Genomic DNA, 19,678 nt, shown 5'->3' with positions numbered 1-19,678 from the left:
CCCAGGGGGGTAGAATTCCCGCACGACAGATAGGGGAAGTGCATGGCGCAGACAGAACACACGGATTTTCCGCTGGTGGCGACCATAGACCTGGGGTCCAACAGTTTCCACATGGTGCTGGCTCGGGTGGACCACGGTGAGATACGGATACTCGAACGGCTCGGCGAGAAAGTGCAACTGGCGGCGGGCCTGGATGAGCAGGACAACCTCAGCGAGGAAGCCATGCAGCGGGGCCTGGATTGCCTGCGGCGCTTTGCCCAGCTGATCAATGGCCTGCCCGCCGGAGCGGTGCGTATCGTGGCGACCAATACGCTGCGCGTGGCGCGCAACCGCGCGGTATTCATCCAGCAGGCCAAGCAGATCATCGGCCACCGCGTGGAGGTGATTTCCGGGCGTGAAGAGGCCCGGCTGATCTACCTGGGGGTGGCCCATACCCTGGCCGACGACGACGGCAAACGGCTGGTGGTGGACATCGGCGGCGGCAGTACCGAGTTCATCATCGGCGAGCGCTTCGAGTCCTTGCTGCGCGAGAGCCTGCATATCGGCTGCGTGTCCTTTGGCCGGCAGTTCTTCCCCGATGGGCGCATTTCCGCCTCACGCTATGCCCAGGCCTATACCGCCGCCCGGCTGGAGCTGATGCAGATCGAGCAGGGCATCCAGCGCCTGGGCTGGCAGGAAGCGGTGGGCGCATCCGGCACCATCCGCAGCATCGGCCAGTGCATCCGCAGTGCCGGCCTGGGCAATGGCGAGATCACTCGTGAGGGCGTGCAATGGCTCAAGCGCAAGGTGCTCAAGGCCGGCCATGTGGACAAGCTGAACCTGTCCGGGCTCAAGACCGAGCGGCGGGCGGTATTGCCCTCCGGACTGGCCATTCTCGAAGCGCTGTTCGACGCACTCAATGTGCAGTGCATGACGCATTCCGAGGGGGCGCTGCGTGAGGGCGTGCTCTACGAACTGCTCGGCCGGCAGCAGCATGAGGATGTGCGCGAGCGCACCCTGTCGGCGCTGGCCGAGCGCAGCCATGTCGATCAGGAACAGGCGGCCCGGGTCGAGCACAAGGCGCTGAGCCTGCTGCAGCGGGTGGCCGAGCCCTGGGGGCTGACCGACAGCAAGCAGGCCGATCTGCTGCGCTGGGCCGCGCGGGTGCACGAGGTGGGGCTGGACATCGCCCACAGCCAGTATCACAAGCACGGTGCCTATCTGATCGAGCATGCCGACCTGCCGGGGTTTTCCCGTCAGGAGCAGCAATCGATGGCGCTGCTGGTCCGCGGCCACCGGCGCAACCTGCCCGGCGAGGAGCGCATGGCCGAACTCGGTGAGGACGGCCCACCGCTGCGCCGGCTGTGCATGCTGCTGCGGCTGGCCATCCTCTATCACCATATCCGCGGCTATCAGGAGATGCCGGAGCTGGAAGCCGAGGCCGATGAGCAGGGCATGACGCTGCGCTTCCCGCCGGGCTGGCTGGAGGAAAACCCACTGACCCAGGCTGATTTCGCCCAGGAAGCGCAATACTGGGCGAAGATCGGTTACAGGTTGACGGTACGCTGAGGTGAACTGGCCAGTTTCTCCAGCAGCGTGCCCTGCGCGCTGCGGGGGTTCTGGTTGCCGGTCGGCGTGCTGCGCAGGTAACTGCCGTCGGGCTGCAGTATCCAGGCGTGGGTATTGTCGCTGAGGTGTACCTGCAGCTCCTGCTTGGCGCGCGTGACCAGTTTCTTGCCTTCCAGCGGGAAGCAGGTCTCGACGCGCTTGTCGAGGTTGCGCTCCATCATGTCCGCACTGGACATCCACACCTGCTCCTGCCCCTCGTGCAGGAAATAGTACACCCGGCTGTGCTCGAGGAAGCGCCCGATCACCGAGCGTACGCTGATATTGTGCGACACCCCCGGAATGCCGGGGCGCAGGCAGCACATGCCGCGGATGATCAGGTCGACCTTGACCCCGGCCTGGGAGGCCTTGTACAGCGCCTTGATGATCTTGGCGTCGGTCAGCGCGTTGGCCTTGGCGATGATGTGCGCCGGCTTGCCGGCCTGGGCCGCCAGGGTCTCGCGGTTGATCAGCTCGAGCAGGCGCCGCTTCAGCGTGAAGGGGGCCTGCAACAACTTCTTCATGCGCTGGGCCTTGCCCATGCCGATCAACTGGTTGAACAGCTTGTGCACGTCCTCGGTCATGGCCAAATCCGAGGTCAGGATGCTGTAGTCGGTGTACAGGCGCGCATTGCCAGCATGGTAGTTGCCGGTGCCCATATGCACGTAGCGGCGCAGGTCGTTATCCTCGCGGCGCAGGATCAGCATCATCTTGGCGTGGGTCTTGAAGCCGACCACGCCGTAGATCACTACCGCACCGGCCTGCTGCAGGCGGCTGGCCAGCTGCAGGTTGGACTCCTCGTCGAAGCGCGCACGCAGTTCGATCACCACGGTGACTTCCTTGCCGTTGCGCGCCGCCTCGACCAGCGCATTGACGATCTCCGAGTTGGCTCCGGTACGGTACAGCGTCTGCTTGATCGCCAGCACGTTGGTGTCCTGGGCTGCCTGACGCAGCAGGTCCACCACCGGGCTGAAGGACTCATAGGGATGCAGCAGCAGAATGTCCTGCTTGCGGATGGCCTGGAACAGGTTGTCGGCGCTGGACAGCAGTTTGGGAATGCCCGGGCTGAACGGCGGAAACTGCAGCTCGGGATGGTTGTCCAGGCCGGTGATGGAAAACAGTCGGGTCAGGTTGACCGGCCCGTTGACCTCGTACAGCTCCGATTCGCTCAGGCCGAACTGCTTGAGCAGAAACTCCGCCAGCGGCTTGGGACAGTTGTCGGCCACCTCCAGGCGCACCGCATCGCCATAGCGGCGTGACAGCAGCTCGCCGCGCAGGGCGCGGGCCAGATCGTCGACCTCGTCGGGATCGACGATCAGATCGGCGTTGCGGGTCAGGCGGAACTGGTAGCAGCCGAGCACCTTCATGCCGGGGAACAGGTCGTCGGCATGGGCGTGGATCATTGACGACAGGAACACGAAGTTGTCACCGTCATCGCACAGCTCATCGGGGATGCGGATCAGCCGCGGCAACGAGCGTGGTGCCGGAATGATCGCCAGGCCGCTATCCCGGCCGAAGGCGTCGATGCCCTCGAGCTGGACGATGAAGTTCAGGCTCTTGTTCACCAGCAGCGGGAACGGGTGGGTCGGGTCCAGGCCGATCGGGCTGATGATCGGTGCGATCTCGTTGCGGAAGAAGCGCCGCACCCACAAGGTCTGCTTGTAGGTCCACTGCCGCCGCCGAACGAAGCGGATCTTCTCCCTGGCCAGTGCCGGCAGCAGGATATCGTTGAGGATCGAATACTGACGATTCACCTGCTGGTGGGCGAGCTCGCTGATCTTGCTCAACACCTGCTGGGGTTGCAGGCCATCCGGGCCGGTCTGCTCGCGGGCGAAGGTGATCTGCTTCTTCAGCCCTGCCACGCGGATCTCGAAGAACTCATCCAGGTTGCTGGAGAAGATCAGCAGGAACTTGAGCCGTTCCAGCAGCGGATAGGACTCGTCCAGTGCCTGCTCCAGCACGCGGATATTGAATTGCAGCTGTGACAGCTCGCGATGGATATACAGCTCGGGCGCATCCAGCGTCGGCACCGGGATTTCGACCGGCTCCGGCGCGGCGACAACGGCCGGTACGGCGGACACCTGGTTGCGGGTTGCGGCAGGACTGTCATCCGGCTGCGTGGTGGAAGTATCGATGTGCAGTTCAGGCGCGTTGTCAGTGTCCCGCATGGTGTCCTCTAGGGGGCAGTAAGCCCTGATTACCCCCGCCCGCGCAGTTGCCGGGCGGCGTGTTTTGCATAATAGGTGAGAATGGCGTCGGCGCCGGCCCGCTTGATCACCGTTAACGATTCCATGATCACCGCCTCGCTGAGCCAGCCATTGGCGATCGCTGCCTGGTGCATGGCGTATTCGCCGCTGACCTGGTAGACGAAGGTGGGTACCTTGTGTACATCCTTGACCCGACGCACGATGTCCAGATAGGGCATGCCCGGCTTGACCATCACCATGTCGGCACCTTCGGACAGGTCCTGGGCCACTTCATGCAGGGCCTCGTCACTGTTGGCCGGGTCCATCTGGTAGGTGGCCTTGTCGGCCTTGCCGAGGTTGCCTGCCGAGCCGACGGCATCGCGGAACGGGCCATAGTAGGCACTGGCGTACTTGGCCGAATAGGCCAGGATCCGCGTGTTGATATGCCCTGCGGCCTCCAGTGCCGTGCGGATCGCACCGATGCGTCCGTCCATCATGTCCGACGGTGCCACCACGTCGGCGCCGGCATCGGCGTGTGACAGGGCCTGCTTGACCAGGGCCTCGACGGTGATGTCGTTCAGCACATAGCCGTGCTCATCGATAATGCCGTCCTGGCCATGGGTTGTGAAGGGGTCCAGGGCGACATCGGTGATCACCCCCAGCTCCGGGAAATGCTGTTTCAGGGCGCGGACGGCGCGCTGGGCGAGACCCTCCGGGTTCCATGCTTCGGCTGCGTCCAGCGATTTGGCCGTGGCCGGAGTCACCGGGAACAGCGCCACCGCTGGAATGCCCAGCTCGACCAACTCCGCGGCTTCTTCCAGCAGCAGGTCGATGGACAGCCGCTCGATACCTGGCATGGATGCCACCGCCTCGCGTTGCTGGCTGCCTTCGAGCACGAATACCGGATAGATCAGGTCATCGGTACTCAGGCGACTTTCGCGCATCAGGCGGCGGGAAAAGTCATCCTTGCGCGAGCGGCGCATGCGGGACAGGGGAAAGGGGCGATTGGCGGGTTGAAAATTCACTGTGGCTCCCAGGGTGTCGGACACCGGTCTGAGTGGTGGAACGGAAGACCGGGGGCTCCGGCGGCGTTGGGGTGAACGGAGGACGTTGCTCCAGCCCGGCGAATGCCCAGGCCTTCCTTATACGTCGAGATTATGACGGAATTGAGACAGTAAACGTAGGGCCATCTTGTCGCGCAGGCCGGCATCAGCCTCGCAGCACACCTCGACACGGTTGCGGCCCAGTGCCTTGGCCCGGTACAGCGCGGCATCGGCGGCGGCTACCAGGGCGGTATAGTCATGCCCGTAGAGGTCGGAACCAGCCACGCCCAGGCTGATGCTGAGCGCCACCGGCTGGTCGGAGATGCTGTCGGTATGGCTGTTGACCGCCAGGCGGATGCGCTCGGCCACCTCGCCAGCGTCGCGCACGTCGAGGCCGGGCAGTAACAGTACGAACTCCTCGCCGCCGAAGCGCCCCAGCAGGTCGCCGGCGCGCATGTGCAGGCGAATGCGGGTCACCAGATGGCAGAGCACGGCGTCGCCGGTCTGGTGGCCGAATTCATCGTTGATGCGCTTGAAGTGATCGGCGTCGACCATGATCAAGGTCGCCGGCAGCCCCCGCTGCAGGGTGGCGTCCAGCAATCCCTGGGCCTGGTCGTGCATGCTGCGGCGATTCAGAGTGCCGGTCAGTGCATCATGCTCGGACAGTTGCTGCAGGGCCATGATGGTACGGTAGTGGGTCATCAGGATGAAACCACCGGCCATGCCGATCTGTGCCATCATCACCCCCAGCAAGGTGGTATTGTGCAGCGCACGGCTGGTAGCGGCATAATCCTGCAGCAGACCCTGGAAGCCGGCAACGGCGCGCAACAACAGACCCATGCCACTGAGCAGCATGATGCCGCCAGTGAACCAGTAGGCGCGATGCAGTGGCGCGAGGGCCGGCACCAGCAGTTCCCGGGCAGAGAGCAGGCACAGCGCACCCAGGCAGATAGCGGTGATGGTCAGGCGGGCCGCGGCGCTGTCCTGTACGTAATGCAGGTGCCCGAGCACCAGCATGACCAGCAGCGCAGCCAGGATCGGCCCGGCCTGCGGCTGGTTGAGCCCCTTGAAGGCGCGCACGCCGAGCCAGATGACACCCAGGCCCAATACCATCAGCCCAGTGGCCAGAATCTGCGAGATGCTGTGGTGCAACAGACCCTGGCTGATGTTCAATACCAGGCCCATGGTCAGGGCGAGGTTGCCCAGCGCCCAGTGCCGCAGGCCCTTCTCGCTGCCCGAATGCCAGGCAGCCATGATCAGCACCAGGGTCATGCCGAGGGTGACCAGCACCAGCGCGAGGGCCAGGGAAAATGTATTCAGCTCGGTTTGCATATGGCGGGGTCCATCCTCGTCCGGCTGCGCGGACTGGCACCAGTTCTCCTGCGTGACCAGTGAGACTAATGCGCCCGTACTACAGATTAAAGCGCAACCTGTGCAGGATGTGCGGAGGTTGGCAGAACCTTCATGGCCTTGCGCCGCTATGGGGCTGCAGGCCGCGGCGGGTGTGATGAAGAGAGGTGTTTATGGGTAATTGGCAGCGTGTGCTGCTGGTGTCTCTGGCGATGGTCTGGGCGGCGGGGCTGGCCTGGGCCTGGTGGTGGTTCGATGGTCGGCATGCCACGACCTTCGAGCGGCCGGCGTATTTCCAGGGAGCGGGTGTCCAGGGACCCTTCTCGCCGGGGCAGATCCAGGTGGTGCATGTATGGCAAGCCGATTGCCCATGCAATGCCGGGCATGAAGCCTACATCAGTGAGATGACGCAACGCTTCAGCGCCCAGGGTGTACGCTTTGCACGGGCTGGCAGCCTGCCGGGTGGTCGCGGCGACATTCTCACCGAGCTGCCGCATTGGCTATTGCCCGGGGAATGGGTCGACTGGCCGGGCGGCCCCTCGGTGGCTATCTGGGATGCCCAGGGGCAATTGGCCTATGTTGGTCCTTACAGTGATGGGGCCAGCTGCAACAAGGACAGCAGCTTCGTCGAGCCGGTGCTGCAGGCACTGCTACAGGGGCGGGCGGTGAACATTACCCGCCAGGATACATTGGCCTGCCTGTGCGAGCTGGATGATCAGGCGTTCGGGCGCAAGAGTGCTGGATTGCCGCGCCCTTCGGGCTCGCAATGACGCAGGGGGCAGAATGAATACTGTGCGGTCAGGTGTGGCTGAACGGTCATTGCGAGCCCGAAGGGCGCGGCAATCCACGGAGCCATGACGGCTACTTGCCCAGCCCCCGGGCCAGCAGGCGGTCCAGGGCATTGGCGAAGGCCTGCTTGTCCTTGTCGCTGTAGGGGGCCGGACCGCTGCGTCCGGCCAGACCTGCACCGCGCAGCTCGTCCATCAGATTGCGCACGGCCAGACGTTCGCCGATGCTGCCCTTGTCGTAGATCTCGCCCCGCGGGTTGATCGCGGTGATACTGCGCCTTACCAGTCCATCCGCCAGGGGAATATCCGCAGTCACTACCAGGTCACCGGGTTGCGCATGCTCGATGATGTAATGGTCGGCTTCATCCGCGCCGCCGGGTACCACTACCTGGCGGACGCCGGGCGCCGCCGCCAGGCCCAGCGGGCTGTTGGCCACCAGCACCAGTTGCAGTTGCCGGCGCTGGGCGGCGCGCAGCATGATCTCGCGTACCGGGCGGGGGCAGGCGTCGGCGTCGATCCACAGGGTCATGATGGTCTCCTCAGGCTTCGGACAGCTGCGCCTGCAACTGCTCCAGCGCTTCGTGGGCTTCGAGCCACTGCATTTCCAGCTCATCGATACGCTGGCGGCAGGCAGCCTGGTCGGCCAGCAACTGCTTGAGGCGATCGCGCTGGGCATCGCTGTACAGCGCGTTATCGGCCAGGGCAGCCTCGATGCCGGCCATCTGCTGCTGGGCGCTGTCCAACTGCTGTTCCAGCCGGTCGGCGGTCTTCTTCAGTGGTGCCAGACGCTGGCGCTGTTCGGCGGCCAGGCGGCGCTGGGCCCTGGCGTCGACCTTGGGACCGGCGCTGGTCGCCTCGCTGCCAGCGGCCAGACTGGCCTGCTGCTGGCGGAACTGGGCGAGCCAGCGGGTATAGCTGTCCAGGTCCTGTTCATAGCTGCTCAGCTTGCCATCGGCCACCAGCCACAGCTCATCGGTGGTATCGCGGATCAATGCCCGGTCGTGGGATACCAGCAGCATGGCGCCTTCGAAGTTCTGCAGCGCCATGGTCAGGGCATGGCGCATCTCCATGTCCAGATGGTTGGTGGGTTCGTCGAGCAGCAACAGGTTGGGCTTCTGCCAGGCGATCAGTGCCAGTGCCAGACGCGCCTTCTCGCCACCGGAGAAGTGCAGTACCGGCTCCTCGGCGCGGCTGCCATGAAAATCGAAGCCGCCAAGGAAATTGCGCAGCTCCTGCTCACGCACCTGTGGCGCCAGGCGCGCCAGATGCAGCAGCGGGCTGGCCTGCGGATCGAGGCTGTCGAGCTGGTGCTGCGCGAAATAGCCGATCGCCAGATGCTCGCCGGTGTTCAGCTCGCCGCCGATCAATGGCAGGGTACCGGCCAGGGTCTTGATCAGGGTGGACTTGCCGGCGCCGTTGGGGCCGAGTACGCCGATACGGGCTCCCGGCGCCAGCTGCAGCTTGACGTCCCGCAGCACCGCCGAGCCGTTGTAGCCGAGCACGCCCTCACGCAGGTCGAGCAGCGGATCGGACTGATTGTCGGCCTCGCGGAAGCTGAAGTTGAATGGCGAGTCGATATGTGCCGGGCTCAGCAGCTCCATGCGTTCCAGCGCCTTGAGCCGGCTCTGCGCCTGGCGTGCCTTGGTCGCCTGGGCGCGGAACCGGGCAATGTACTTCTGCATGTGCTCGCGCTGGGCCTGCTGCTTGTCGAACGCCGCCTGCTGCTGGCTCAGGCGCTCGGCCCGGGTCCGTTCGAACTGGCTGTAGCCACCGCGATACAGTGTCAGCTTGCGTGACTCCACATGCACGATATGCTCGACCACCGCATCCAGGAAGTCGCGGTCGTGGGAAATCAACAGCAAGGTACCCTGGTAACTGCGCAGCCATTCCTCCAGCCACAGGATGGCGTCCAGGTCCAGGTGGTTGGTCGGCTCGTCGAGCAGCAACAGGTCGGAGGGGCACATCAGGGCCTGGGCCAGGTTCAGACGCATCCGCCAGCCACCGGAGAAGTCGCCGACGCGGGTTTCGCACTGGGCCGAGCTGAAACCCAGTCCGGCCAGCAGGGTGCGTGCCCGGCTGTCGGCGCTGAAGCCATCATGGGCTTCCAGTTCAGCATACAGAGTGCCAAGCTGGGCAGCGTCCTGCTGCTGTTCGGCAGCGGCCAGACGCTGCTGGATCTGCCGCAGGCGCTGATCGCCATCCAGCACATAATCCACGGCGATCCGCTGCAGGTCATCGATTTCCTGACGCATGTGGGCGATGCGCCAGTCCGGCGGCAATGAGCAATCGCCGGCGTCGGGCGTCAGTTCGCCGCGCAGCAGGGCGAACAGGCTGGATTTGCCGGCACCGTTGGTGCCGAGCAGGCCGGCTTTCTGGCCCGGGTGCAGGGTCAGGCTGGCGTTGTCCAGCAGACGCAACGGGCCGCGTTGCAGGGTCAGGGAGTCGATCTTTATCATGGCGCGGAGTATATCAGTGTCAAAAGGAGAAGCGATGACTGGGTTGAGCGATTATGCCGGCTGGCTGTACGCCCGGCCCGGCATGCAGACGTTGCTGCTGGGCCTGCAGGACGAGGCCGGCCAGGATGTATTGCTGCTGCTCACGGCCTGCTGGCTGGGGCAGCGCAAGGTGCCGGCCGATGCCCAGTTGTGGCGATCACTGCAGGCGCTCCAGGCACCCTGGCGGCAGCAGGTGATCGAGCCGCTGCGTCAGGTGCGCCGGACCCTGGCGACTGATCAGCAAGCGGCGGCGCTGTATGCCCGGGTCAAGGAATGCGAGCTGGCCGCCGAGTGGCATCAGTTGGAACGTCTTGAACGGTTGTGTCTGCAGCTGGATAGCAGCCCAGCGGAGACGCCACTGGACTGCACCCGGGCGCACCTGGCGATGTGCTGCGACGGGTTGCAGGACCTGCGGCTGGAGTCACTGGTCAGCGCTGCGACCGGGGCAGGGCAGATGCTCGGGGAATGAAGGCAGTGGAAGGCCGGGTTCCATCCCGGCCAGCGGCGTATCAGGTGGGTACGCGGGGGCGAGGTCGGGTCAGACCTCGGTCTCGGCCGGAGCAGGCGGGGCAGCCGGTTTCCTGCTGCGTGAGCGCCGCTGCGGCGGGCGCTTGGCGGGCTTGCTCGCCGCTGCCGGGTCATTGCGTTTTTCAATGGCCTGGGTGACCTGCAGGTCGATACGATCCAGCCCCTTGGCCAGCCGCAGGGTCTGGCGCACATCGCTCTGCAATTGTCGGATGTAGTCCTGGGCATCGCTGCGCGACTGGCTCAGGGCGGCCATCTCGGCTGTCAGTTCGTCTACCTTGCTGCGCAGTTTGTCCGCCGGCTTGCCGCTGGCTTCGGTGTCGGCCTCCGCAAGTTTCTGCTGTGCCTGGTCGAGCTTGTCCTGCAGCTTGGCATGTTCGCGATCGAGCTTGTCCAGCGCCTTCTGGGCATCGGTTTCCGCCTGGCTGCAGGCCTCGGCCAGATGCTCGTTGAGCGTGCGCGTCAGTACCTGCAGCAGGTGGAGCGGTGTCTGTACCCGGGCGGTTTGCTTGTCTTCGGTTTTACCAGTCACGGATCACTCCATCGTCTCGGTAACGCAATGATTGCTGCGATAGGCGTTGTGTAGCACTTCGATCAGACAGTCTTCCAGTTCAAAGCGCTCGAGCAGCAGACCGCCCATCTTCAGCAGGCGTGAATGCATGACATCTTCCTTGAGCACGCGGGTGTTCTGCGCGCCGTAATAGTCGTTGAAGATGACCGCGAACTGGGTGATCGTCTCGATGCGTGGCATCACCTGCGCCATCAGGTCCAGGGCGCGTTCGTCGCCGGCTTCCTCGGCGCCGCGTACCAGTTGCTCATAGACGGAAAAATGCCCTGCCGACACATAATCGAGCAGGGCACTGCAGAAATTGTTGAGATATTGCCGGGTACTGATGGCCGGGTCTGTGCGGTCACGCAGGGCGGTGTAATGATCCACGAGCACCTGGCGTTCAGCCAGCCAGCGGTCGATGAGCTTGTCTACTCCGCCCCAGCGTTCCTGAGCTGTTTTGCACTTTTCCAGCATGATCCACCTCTTCTTGCCTTGTGAGCCGGGATTGGGATAGCTGTTCCCGTGGAGGCAACAGAATAGGCTAGTCCGTGCTGTGGTATCAAGCATGGTGACCGGCAGGGTGGATCAGTCCTCGCGGCGCAGCAGTTGCACCAGTCCGAACAGGGCGAAGCCGATGAATGCCAGCAGGGTGCACTCGGCGATGCTCAGGCCAAGGAAGGTCCAGGTCACCTTGGCGCAGTCGGCGGTACCGCTGAACAGCAGGGTAAGCATTTCCATCATCGGCAGCACATCGATCATGTAGTCGAGGCTGGGCAGGCAGGACGGCAACTGGTCGGCGGGCTGATGCTGCAGCCAGATCTGCCGGCTGGCGGTGGCACCGCCGAAGACGGCCAGCAGAGTAACGCCGACGGCATAGGCACGGGCAGCGCGGCTGCGCTTGCGGCCGGGCCTGGGCTGGGGGTTGTGCAATACCGCTGCCAGGCAGGTGAGGCCGATGAGGAGGAAGGCGAAACGCTGCACGATGCACAGCGGGCAGGGCTGCAGCCCCATCACATATTCCATGTAGTACGCCGCAGCCAGCAGCAGAACGCAGGCGATAAAGGCAAACAGGTACAGCGGGCGTGAAGCAGGCAGGGTCATGCGTACATCCATTGGCCGGGAGAGCGGTCGAATACCTTAGTTGATGCAAAGGGAGGCTGACAAGCACCAACCGATGGACACTCGGCCGCTCCTATTCCCGAACGGCTTCTTCCAAACTCCGTCATCCTCGGCGCAGGCCGAGGATGACGGAGTTTCGGGTAGGCCCCCTCAGGCCTCGGCGGTCTCGGCGACGCGGCGCTGCTCGGCCTGGGCGAACAGGGCATCGAAGTTGACCGGTGCCATCATCAGGGGAGGGAAGCTGCCGCGCAGCACCAGGTTGTCGATGGCTTCACGGGCATAGGGGAACAGGATGTTCGGGCAGAAGGCGCCGAGGGTGTGGCGCATGCCGCCCTCATCCAGTCCGTTGATGGCGAAGATGCCGGCCTGCTGCACTTCGGCGATGAAGGTGACGTCTTCCTCGCCATTGGTCACGGTGGCGGACAGGCTCAGCACCACTTCATAGATGCCATCCTGCAACTGGGTATGCCGGGTATTGAGGTCCAGATTGACCTGGGGGTTCCACTGGCTCTGGAATACCGCCGGTGCTTTCGGCGACTCGAAGGAGAGGTCCTTGACGTAGATGCGCTGCAGGTTGAACTGCACCTGCGGCTGGTTGCCCTGTGCGCCATTGGCGGTTGCGTTGCTCTGTTGCTCGTCGGCCATGTTCGGTCCTTGTTGGTTCCAGTGGTCTTGTGATCGCAGGCATTCAGCCTGCCAGCATTGTATCCAGTTTGCCAGAGCGTTCCAGTGCTATCAGATCATCGCAGCCGCCGACATGGGTGTCGCCGATCCAGATCTGTGGCACCGAGGTGCGGCCCGCCAGGCGCGCCATTTCCGCGCGCACGTCGGGTCTGCCGTCAACGTTGATTTCGTTGTACCTGGCGCCCTTGCTGCCAAGCAGTTGTTTGGCACGAATGCAGAACGGGCAGTAGTTGCTGCTGTAGATGGTGATGTCAGCCATGTCATTTAACCAGGGGCAGGTTGTCCGAGCGCCAGCCGCCGATGCCATGTGCCAGCCGGTTTACCTGCTTGTAGCCTGCGGCCTTGAGTTGCTTGGAACTGGGCCCGGCATTCTGGCCATTGGCGCATACCAGAATGATGGGCTTGTCCTTGTGCTTCTCCAGTTCGACCATGCGCGTGGCGAAACTGTCCAACGGAATATTGATCGAGTCGACGATATGGCCAGCGGCGTAGTCTTTCTTCGGACGTATATCCACCACCAGGGCATGCTCGCGGTTGATCAATGCCGTGGCCTGCTGGGTGGTGATGGCTTTGCCGGCCTTGCGGCCTTCGGTGATGATCAACAGCGCAAGTACCACCAGAAAGGCGGTGGTAAGCCAATAATGGTTGCCTATGAATTCGATAAGGTGCTGTAGAAACTGCATGGATGTATGCTTCCGGAACCGTTGAAGCCCGCCAGTATACACAGCCCGGCCATGTGGCAGAACCTCCGCCATGCATGACATGCCGGTGCCGGGCAAGTAAACTGGCGGCAGCACGCCTGCCGCGGCACGGCAGCGCATTCCCTTGCCTCTTCTATACAGTGAGTTAATCGGATGACAGTAGCTCCCAAACCCGTGGTATTGATGATTCTGGATGGCTTCGGATACAGCGAGTCGCCCGAATCCAATGCCATCATGGCCGCCAACACCCCCGTCTGGGACCGTCTGTGGGCGAACGCACCGCGTACGTTGGTGTCCGGTTCGGGCATGGATGTCGGCCTGCCGGACGGGCAGATGGGTAATTCCGAGGTCGGCCACATGAACCTGGGTGCCGGGCGCGTGGTGTATCAGGACTTCACCCGGGTCACCAAGGCCATCGCCGACGGCGAGTTCTTCGACAATGCCATCATCTGCCAGGCGGTCGACCAGGCGGTGCAGGCTGGCCGTGCCGTGCATATCATGGGGCTGCTGTCGCCGGGTGGGGTGCATAGCCATGAGGAGCAACTGGTCGCCATGGTCGAGCTGGCCGCGCGCCGCGGTGCCGAGCAGATTCATGTGCATGCCTTTCTCGATGGTCGCGATACACCACCGAAAAGCGCCGCCCCGTCGCTGGCGTTGCTCGAACAGGCCTACCAGCGCCTGGGCAAGGGTCGCACTGCCTCGCTCATCGGTCGCTATTTCGCCATGGATCGGGACAATCGCTGGGAGCGGGTCGAAGCCGCCTACAACCTGATCACCGAAGGCCAGGGGGAGTTTCGTGCCGCCACCGCCGAGGCTGGCCTGGAAGCTGCCTACGCCCGCGGTGAAAGCGATGAATTCGTCAAGGCCACGGTAATCGGCGAGCCGGTGCGGGTGGAAGATGGCGATGCGGTGGTGTTCATGAACTTCCGTGCCGACCGTGCCCGCGAGCTGACCCGCGCCTTCGTACAGCCGGACTTCGCCGGCTTTGCCCGCCAGCGCCCGCTGCACATGGCCGGTTACGTGATGCTCACCCAGTATGCGGCGGATATTCCGGCACCATGCGCCTTCCCGCCCTCATCCCTGGACAACGTGCTGGGCGAATACCTGGCCAGTCAGGGCAAGACCCAGCTGCGCATCGCCGAAACCGAAAAGTACGCCCACGTCACCTTCTTCTTCTCCGGGGGCCGCGAGGAGCCGTTCGAGGGTGAAGAGCGCATCCTGATTCCCTCGCCCAAGGTCGCTACCTATGACCTGCAGCCGGAGATGAGTGCGCCGGAAGTGACCGACCGCATTGTCGAGGCGATCGAGCAGCAGCGTTACGATGCCATCATCGTCAACTACGCCAACGGCGACATGGTCGGTCATACCGGCGTGTTCGACGCCGCGGTCAAGGCGGTGGAATGCCTGGACCATTGCATCGGTCGTATCGAGACGGCCCTGGCCAAGGTCGGCGGCGAAGCGCTGATCACCGCCGATCATGGCAACGTCGAGCAGATGGCCGACAGCAGCACCGGCCAGGCCCACACCGCGCACACCTGCGAGCCGGTCCCCTTCGTCTATGTCGGGCCACGCAAGGTGAGCATGCGCGATGGCGGCATTCTCTCCGATGTGGCACCCACCATGCTGACCCTGCTCGGGTTGGCGCAGCCGGCCGAGATGACCGGCCGCTCGATCCTCACCTTGCATGCCTGAGCCGCGGCCCATGCGTCTGTGCCGGGGGATCGGCAGGTCACGCGCAGTGGCCCGTTGCGCCGCTGCGCTGCTGTCTGTGCTACTGGCCGTGGGGGCGCTGCCGGCATCGGCGCAGCAACCGGCCGACGCCACGGCGGCGCGTGCCGAGCTGAAGCAGACCGAGCAGGAAATCGGCCGTCTGAAGAAGCTGCTGGGTACGCTCAAGCAGGAGATGTCCGGCCTGGAGGGCGAGCTCAAGAAAAGCGAGAGCGAGATCGGCCGTCTGCGCCGGGAAAGCGGTGAGATCGAACAGCAGATACAGGAAGGCGAAACCCGTCTGCAGGACCTGCGCCAGCAGGCCGAACAGCTGCAGGCGGCACTCGAAGCCCAGCAGGAACAGATTGCCAGACAGGTGCGTGCAGCCTACATGGCTGGACGCCAGGACTATCTGAAAATGGTCTTGAATCAGGACGATCCGGCGCGGGTGGCACGCATGCTGAGGTATTACGGTGACGTGAACCGGGCGCGGGTGGAGGAAATCTCGCGCTATACCCAGACCATCGAGCAGATCCGCACCGCCAGCTCACAGATCGCCGAGCAGCAGAGTACGCTGCAGCGGGACCGCCAGACCCTGGCGTCGCGTCAGCGCGAGATGCAGGCCGAGCAGGACAAACGTACCGAGGTGCTGGCCAGCCTGCGTGGCCGCAGCCAAACGCAACAGCAGCAGATCAGCAGTCGTGAGGCCGAGCGCGCGGAGCTGGCGGCCCTGATCAAGAAACTCGACGAGGCCATCACCAGCATTCCGACGCCGGCCGGCAGCCTGCCGTTCGCCCAGGCCAAGGGCAAGCTGCCGCTGCCGGTCCAGGGGCAGCTCAAGGCGCGCTTTGGCAGCCAGCGCGGCTCTGACTCCCGACTCAAGTGGGACGGCTTGCTGATCGGTGCCCGCGAGGGCGCCCAGGTGCATGCGATCCATGGCGGCCGGGTGGTGTTCGCCGACTGGCTGCGGGGCTCCGGCCTGCTGCTGATCCTCGACCACGGCAACGGCTACCTGAGCCTGTACGGGCATAACCAGAGCCTGCTGCGCGAAGTCGGCAGCTGGGTGCAGCCGGGGGAGGCCATCGCCACAGTCGGTAGTAGTGGCGGGCAGGGTGAGGCGGCGCTGTATTTCTCCATCCGCCATCGGGGCCAACCACTCGACCCGGCCGCCTGGTGTATGCTTTCCAGCTGAGAATGCTTTGAAAAATCCGCTGCCCTCGGTCATGCTGCCGGGGTCGGCTGGCGTTTCGCTGCGGCGGAGCTGCCGATATGCTGCTGCATCCTGTTCCGAGTGGGGAGAGTTTTGATGACCGCTGTGCGTAAATTGTCCGTCGCCTGCCTGAGTCTGGTATTCGGCATCCTTCCCCTGCAGGCTCAGGACAGGGATGCGGCGCCGCTGCCCCTCAATGAATTGCGTACCTTCACCGAGGTGCTGGAGCGTATCCGCACCTCTTATGTCGAGCCGGTGGACGATGCCACCCTGCTGGAGAATGCCATTCGCGGCATGCTCGAAGGGCTGGACCCGCATTCGGCCTACCTCGAACCGGAAGCCTTCCAGGGGCTGCAGGACACCACCACCGGACAGTTCGGCGGGCTTGGCCTGGAAGTCGGGCAGGAGGATGGCTTCATCAAGGTCATCTCGCCGATCGATGACACACCGGCCTCCCGTGCCGGAATCGAGCCGGGTGATCTGATCGTCAAGATCGACGACCATCCGGTCAAGGGCATGAGTCTGATGGATGCCGTGGAAAGGATGCGCGGACCGGCCGGTTCGAAGATTACCCTGACCCTGGTGCGCGGCACCGGCCGACCCTTCGATGTCGAACTCGAGCGGGCGGTGATCAAGGTCAGGAGCGTACGTACCGAAACCCTCGAACCGGGCTACGCCTACCTGCGCATCACCCAGTTCCAGAACAATACCGGTGACGAAGTACGCCGCAGCCTGAAAAGCCTGAGCGAGAAGGGCGAGGTCAAGGGGCTGGTAATGGACCTGCGCAACAACCCCGGCGGTGTGCTGCAGTCCGCCGTGGAAGTGGCCGATGCCTTCCTCAGCGATGGCCTGATCGTCTACACCAAGGGGCGTCTGGCCAACAGCGAGCTGCGCTTCAACGCCACCGCGGCCAACCCAGGCAAGGACATTCCGCTGGTGGTGCTGATCAATGGTGGTTCGGCGTCCGCTTCGGAGATCGTCGCCGGTGCCCTGCAGGATCGTGGTCGGGCGGTGATCATGGGTACCGACAGCTTCGGCAAGGGTTCGGTGCAGACGGTACTGCCGCTGAACAATGATCGCGCCCTGAAGTTGACCACCGCGCTGTACTACACGCCCAGCGGTCGCTCGATCCAGGCCCAGGGCATAGTGCCGGACATCCATGTGGAACGGGCCCAACTGACCCGCAGCGCCGAGGAGGCGAGCTACCGCGAGGCGGATCTGCTGGGGCACCTGAACAACATCAACGGCGAAGAGCGCCCGACCCTGCGCAAGCCGACCACCGGCGAGGCTGCCGAGCGTGAAGCCGACTATCAGCTGAACCAGGCCTTGAACCTGCTCAAGGGGCTGAACATCACCCGCGCACGATGAAAGCTCCCACCCCGTCTGTGGCGATGCGAGGCCGCGCAGCAGATCGGGGTGTAGCGCCCCTGCGCTACGCCAGCTCTCGGCAGGCAGAGAGATTGTCGTCGAGCAGGCGCTCGACAACCCGATGTTTGATGGAGGTCTGGATAATCGGGCTGCTGACACTGCTGCTGGCAGCCTGTAGCGAGCCTGATTCGCCAGCTATTGACAGTAGGGAGAGCGCCGAGGCGACCACGCAACTGATTGTGGATGAGGCGGATTCGGCCTATTACGACCAGTTGCGGGCGCGCTGGCTGGAGCTGGAGCATGCAGACCGGGCCGAGGCCGCACAAACGCTGGAACCGGAGCTGGAAATACTGTCGCAGCCGCTGCCTGAACCAGCATCGATCACGCCCGTGATCGATGCTGCGGCCACTCCGGCCATTGCCATCATCATCGACGACGTCGGTCACAGCCTGGCCCAGGGCCGGCGCATCATCGCCCTGCCGACTCCGGTGGCGCTGGCGATACTACCGCATACCCAGGCCGCCCAGCGGTTGGCCGATGAGGCCGGGGTTGCCGGCAAGACGGTGATGCTGCACCAGCCGATGGAAAACGGTGCGGGGCTGTCAATCGGGCCCGGTGGTCTCTACGTCGGCATGCCGCGCGGTGAGCTGGAGCAGATTCTGCACGCCAACCTGAACAGTTTCATGCCGATCCAGGGTATCAACAACCACATGGGCAGCCGTTTGACCGCCGAACGCGATGCCATGGACTGGGTGATGCAGGTGCTCAGGGAGCGTGGACTGTTCTTTATCGACAGCCGCACCACCCGAGATACCCAGGCTGCCTTCGCCGCCGAGGCGGCGGGTGTGCGGCACCTGTCGCGGGACGTGTTTCTCGACAACGAGCGCACGCCGGAGGCGATCGGCGGCGCCTTCAACCAGGCTCTGGCGCTGGCGCGCCGGCAGGGTACGGCGCTGATCATCGGCCATCCCTATGCGCAGACGCTGGATTATCTGGAGCGGCGGCTGGCCGGTGATCTGCTGCGGGACGAGGGAGTAGAGGTGGTCAGTGTGGAGGAGTTGTTGGCCCGTAAGTATCGGCGTTGAAGGTGCCTGCCGGCCCGCTATCGTCCCGAGCGGTGCGGCGATCCGACAGAATTGATACAGGCAGGCTGGTTGGGTGGTTTGTGGGAGCGGCGTCGGATCGCCGCACCGCCCGCCACGATGGGCTTTCGCCAGTTGACTGGCGGCGCAGGCGTAGCGCCCGAACGCGGACCGAGGGCGCTACACCCCATATTGCCCGCCTACAGCCGCACCTCGATACCACGCTCGGCCATATAGGCCTTGGCTTCGGCGATGGTGAATTCGCCGAAGTGGAAGATGCTGGCCGCCAGCACCGCATCGGCGCCGCCGAGCAGTACGCCATCGGCCAGATGCTGCAGGTTGCCGACACCGCCGGAGGCGATCACCGGCACGCCCACCGCGTCACTGATGGCGCGGGTCACGCCCAGGTCGTAACCGCTCTTCACGCCATCCTGGTCCATGCTGGTCAGCAGGATCTCGCCGGCACCGAGCGCTTCCATCTTCCTGGCCCACTCCACCGCGTCCAGCCCGGTGGGCTTGCGCCCGCCATGGGTGAAGATTTCCCAGCGTGGGGCTTCGCCTGCGGCGGAAACGCGCTTGGCATCGATCGCCACCACGATGCACTGCGAGCCGAAGCGATCAGCCGCCTCGCCGACGAACTCGGGGGTGAACACCGCTGCGGAGTTGATCGATACCTTGTCCGCGCCGGCATTCAGCAGGTTGCGAATGTCCTGCACGGTACGTACGCCACCACCGACGGTCAGCGGAATGAACACCTCGCTGGCCATGCGCTCGACGGTGTGCAGGGTGGTGTCACGCCCTTCATGGGTGGCGGTGATATCGAGGAAGGTGATCTCGTCGGCACCCTGCTCGTTGTAGCGGCGGGCGATCTCCACCGGATCACCGGCGTCGCGGATGTTCTCGAACTTCACGCCCTTGACGACGCGGCCATTTTCCACGTCCAGGCAGGGGATGATGCGTTTGGCCAGCGTCATGAGGGGTCTCCGATTCCGTATCTGCATTGATGGCTAGGGTCTGTTGGCGTTTCATTGCAAGCCGCGTTGCCGCGTCAAATCTCGCAAGGCCGGGCGGCGATCCGCTAGGCGTGGGGCGCAGGCAATGGTCATTCCCTTGCCAAGTCCCACAACGACGCATGGCGAGATTTGACGCGCAACCCGAAGGGCCGGGCCTGCAATGAAACGTCAACAGACCCTAGGGTAATCCCGCAGCAGCGTCATTGCGAGCCGAAGGCGTGGCAATCCACTGGCGCAGGAGCCGAGCCGGGTTCATGGGTTGCCGCGCCACCA

19 protein-coding genes are annotated in these 19,678 nt (G+C 64.2%); 7 read left to right on the top strand and 12 right to left on the bottom strand.

Going from position 1 to position 19,678, the window contains the following annotated elements; genetic code table 11:
* The first annotated feature begins 42 nt into the window (after positions 1-42).
* Entirely contained in the window at positions 43-1,548 is a 1,506-nt protein-coding gene (gene ppx, locus CQ007_RS11570; RefSeq protein ID WP_105645978.1) for an exopolyphosphatase, read from the top strand.
* On the opposite strand, the gene ppk1 is transcribed toward ppx, so the two are convergent.
* From ppk1 to CQ007_RS11555, 3 genes are all read right to left on the bottom strand, one after another.
* On the bottom strand, positions 1,527-3,752 hold the full coding sequence (ppk1, locus tag CQ007_RS11565; RefSeq protein ID WP_105645977.1) for a polyphosphate kinase 1: 2,226 nt from the start codon (positions 3,750-3,752) through the stop codon (positions 1,527-1,529). The two genes, ppx and ppk1, sit on opposite strands and share 22 nt — an antisense overlap.
* A gap of 29 nt (positions 3,753-3,781) precedes the next feature.
* Positions 3,782-4,795, bottom strand: a complete 1,014-nt coding sequence (hemB, locus tag CQ007_RS11560) for a porphobilinogen synthase (protein ID WP_105646048.1) — start codon at positions 4,793-4,795, stop codon at positions 3,782-3,784.
* Between the two features lie 117 nt (positions 4,796-4,912).
* Positions 4,913-6,145 carry a GGDEF domain-containing protein gene (locus tag CQ007_RS11555; RefSeq protein WP_105645976.1) on the bottom strand — a complete coding sequence of 411 codons (1,233 nt, stop codon included), beginning with the start codon at positions 6,143-6,145 and terminating at the stop codon, positions 4,913-4,915.
* Between the two features lie 191 nt (positions 6,146-6,336).
* On the opposite strand from CQ007_RS11555, the gene CQ007_RS11550 reads away from it, so the two are divergent.
* On the top strand, positions 6,337-6,933 hold the full coding sequence (locus CQ007_RS11550) for a DUF6436 domain-containing protein (RefSeq protein WP_105645975.1): 597 nt from the start codon (positions 6,337-6,339) through the stop codon (positions 6,931-6,933).
* Positions 6,934-7,024: 91 nt separating this feature from the next.
* Here CQ007_RS11550 and CQ007_RS11545 read toward each other — a convergent pair whose 3' ends face one another.
* Both CQ007_RS11545 and CQ007_RS11540 read right to left on the bottom strand, forming a co-directional pair.
* A complete protein-coding gene (locus tag CQ007_RS11545) occupies positions 7,025-7,480 on the bottom strand; it encodes a YaiI/YqxD family protein (protein WP_105645974.1) in 456 nt (151 codons plus the stop codon).
* Positions 7,481-7,490: 10 nt separating this feature from the next.
* Positions 7,491-9,407 (bottom strand): ATP-binding cassette domain-containing protein, encoded by a 1,917-nt coding sequence (locus CQ007_RS11540; protein WP_105645973.1) that lies wholly within the window; start codon positions 9,405-9,407, stop codon positions 7,491-7,493.
* 34 nt (positions 9,408-9,441) lie between these two features.
* Here CQ007_RS11540 and CQ007_RS11535 point away from each other — a divergent pair, with 34 nt between their 5' ends.
* Positions 9,442-9,915: a TIGR02444 family protein gene (locus CQ007_RS11535; protein ID WP_158256761.1), complete on the top strand. Its 474-nt coding sequence runs from the start codon at positions 9,442-9,444 to the stop codon at positions 9,913-9,915.
* A gap of 69 nt (positions 9,916-9,984) precedes the next feature.
* On the opposite strand, the gene CQ007_RS11530 is transcribed toward CQ007_RS11535, so the two are convergent.
* The 6 genes from CQ007_RS11530 to CQ007_RS11505 form a co-directional block, all read right to left on the bottom strand.
* Positions 9,985-10,503: an AlgP family protein gene (locus tag CQ007_RS11530; RefSeq protein ID WP_105645971.1), complete on the bottom strand. Its 519-nt coding sequence runs from the start codon at positions 10,501-10,503 to the stop codon at positions 9,985-9,987.
* A gap of 3 nt (positions 10,504-10,506) precedes the next feature.
* Positions 10,507-10,995: a sigma D regulator gene (rsd, locus tag CQ007_RS11525; protein ID WP_105645970.1), complete on the bottom strand. Its 489-nt coding sequence runs from the start codon at positions 10,993-10,995 to the stop codon at positions 10,507-10,509.
* Positions 10,996-11,106: 111 nt separating this feature from the next.
* Positions 11,107-11,622, bottom strand: coding sequence for a disulfide bond formation protein B (locus CQ007_RS11520; protein ID WP_105645969.1), 516 nt, complete (start codon positions 11,620-11,622; stop codon positions 11,107-11,109).
* A 168-nt stretch (positions 11,623-11,790) separates the two neighbouring features.
* On the bottom strand, positions 11,791-12,285 hold the full coding sequence (secB, locus tag CQ007_RS11515) for a protein-export chaperone SecB (protein ID WP_105645968.1): 495 nt from the start codon (positions 12,283-12,285) through the stop codon (positions 11,791-11,793).
* A 43-nt stretch (positions 12,286-12,328) separates the two neighbouring features.
* Complete coding sequence (gene grxC / locus CQ007_RS11510; RefSeq protein WP_105645967.1) at positions 12,329-12,583, bottom strand: glutaredoxin 3; 255 nt, start codon at positions 12,581-12,583, stop codon at positions 12,329-12,331.
* 1 nt (position 12,584) lies between these two features.
* Positions 12,585-13,007, bottom strand: coding sequence for a rhodanese-like domain-containing protein (locus CQ007_RS11505; RefSeq protein WP_105645966.1), 423 nt, complete (start codon positions 13,005-13,007; stop codon positions 12,585-12,587).
* Between the two features lie 171 nt (positions 13,008-13,178).
* Here CQ007_RS11505 and gpmI point away from each other — a divergent pair, with 171 nt between their 5' ends.
* The 4 genes from gpmI to CQ007_RS11485 all read left to right on the top strand — a co-directional run bounded on the left by gpmI (position 13,179) and on the right by CQ007_RS11485 (position 18,395).
* Positions 13,179-14,717 (top strand): 2,3-bisphosphoglycerate-independent phosphoglycerate mutase, encoded by a 1,539-nt coding sequence (gpmI, locus tag CQ007_RS11500; RefSeq protein ID WP_105645965.1) that lies wholly within the window; start codon positions 13,179-13,181, stop codon positions 14,715-14,717.
* 10 nt (positions 14,718-14,727) lie between these two features.
* Positions 14,728-15,924, top strand: a complete 1,197-nt coding sequence (locus tag CQ007_RS11495) for a murein hydrolase activator EnvC (protein ID WP_105645964.1) — start codon at positions 14,728-14,730, stop codon at positions 15,922-15,924.
* 114 nt (positions 15,925-16,038) lie between these two features.
* Complete coding sequence (locus tag CQ007_RS11490) at positions 16,039-17,310, top strand: S41 family peptidase (protein ID WP_105645963.1); 1,272 nt, start codon at positions 16,039-16,041, stop codon at positions 17,308-17,310.
* Positions 17,311-17,438: 128 nt separating this feature from the next.
* Positions 17,439-18,395: a divergent polysaccharide deacetylase family protein gene (locus CQ007_RS11485; RefSeq protein WP_105645962.1), complete on the top strand. Its 957-nt coding sequence runs from the start codon at positions 17,439-17,441 to the stop codon at positions 18,393-18,395.
* Positions 18,396-18,592: 197 nt separating this feature from the next.
* Here CQ007_RS11485 and hisF read toward each other — a convergent pair whose 3' ends face one another.
* On the bottom strand, positions 18,593-19,366 hold the full coding sequence (gene hisF / locus CQ007_RS11480; RefSeq protein WP_105645961.1) for an imidazole glycerol phosphate synthase subunit HisF: 774 nt from the start codon (positions 19,364-19,366) through the stop codon (positions 18,593-18,595).
* Between the last annotated feature and the right edge of the window lie 312 nt (positions 19,367-19,678).

This window comes from Pseudomonas sp. MYb185, from assembly GCF_002979975.1.
GTDB lineage: Bacteria > Pseudomonadota > Gammaproteobacteria > Pseudomonadales > Pseudomonadaceae > Halopseudomonas.
This window is presented reverse-complemented; position numbering and strand designations above follow the sequence as displayed.

Coding starts and splice junctions, on each gene's coding strand:
- CQ007_RS11555 (WP_105645976.1), bottom strand. CDS start 6,145: ATGCAAACCGAGCTGAATACATTTTCCCTGGCCCTCGCGCTGGTGCTG.
- hisF (WP_105645961.1), bottom strand. CDS start 19,366: ATGACGCTGGCCAAACGCATCATCCCCTGCCTGGACGTGGAAAATGGC.
- CQ007_RS11520 (WP_105645969.1), bottom strand. CDS start 11,622: ATGACCCTGCCTGCTTCACGCCCGCTGTACCTGTTTGCCTTTATCGCC.
- grxC (WP_105645967.1), bottom strand. CDS start 12,583: ATGGCTGACATCACCATCTACAGCAGCAACTACTGCCCGTTCTGCATT.
- CQ007_RS11505 (WP_105645966.1), bottom strand. CDS start 13,007: ATGCAGTTTCTACAGCACCTTATCGAATTCATAGGCAACCATTATTGG.
- CQ007_RS11495 (WP_105645964.1), top strand. CDS start 14,728: ATGCGTCTGTGCCGGGGGATCGGCAGGTCACGCGCAGTGGCCCGTTGC.
- CQ007_RS11535 (WP_158256761.1), top strand. CDS start 9,442: ATGACTGGGTTGAGCGATTATGCCGGCTGGCTGTACGCCCGGCCCGGC.
- CQ007_RS11540 (WP_105645973.1), bottom strand. CDS start 9,407: ATGATAAAGATCGACTCCCTGACCCTGCAACGCGGCCCGTTGCGTCTG.
- CQ007_RS11490 (WP_105645963.1), top strand. CDS start 16,039: ATGACCGCTGTGCGTAAATTGTCCGTCGCCTGCCTGAGTCTGGTATTC.
- CQ007_RS11485 (WP_105645962.1), top strand. CDS start 17,439: ATGGAGGTCTGGATAATCGGGCTGCTGACACTGCTGCTGGCAGCCTGT.
- ppx (WP_105645978.1), top strand. CDS start 43: ATGGCGCAGACAGAACACACGGATTTTCCGCTGGTGGCGACCATAGAC.
- secB (WP_105645968.1), bottom strand. CDS start 12,285: ATGGCCGACGAGCAACAGAGCAACGCAACCGCCAATGGCGCACAGGGC.
- CQ007_RS11550 (WP_105645975.1), top strand. CDS start 6,337: ATGGGTAATTGGCAGCGTGTGCTGCTGGTGTCTCTGGCGATGGTCTGG.
- ppk1 (WP_105645977.1), bottom strand. CDS start 3,752: ATGCGGGACACTGACAACGCGCCTGAACTGCACATCGATACTTCCACC.
- rsd (WP_105645970.1), bottom strand. CDS start 10,995: ATGCTGGAAAAGTGCAAAACAGCTCAGGAACGCTGGGGCGGAGTAGAC.
- gpmI (WP_105645965.1), top strand. CDS start 13,179: ATGACAGTAGCTCCCAAACCCGTGGTATTGATGATTCTGGATGGCTTC.
- CQ007_RS11545 (WP_105645974.1), bottom strand. CDS start 7,480: ATGACCCTGTGGATCGACGCCGACGCCTGCCCCCGCCCGGTACGCGAG.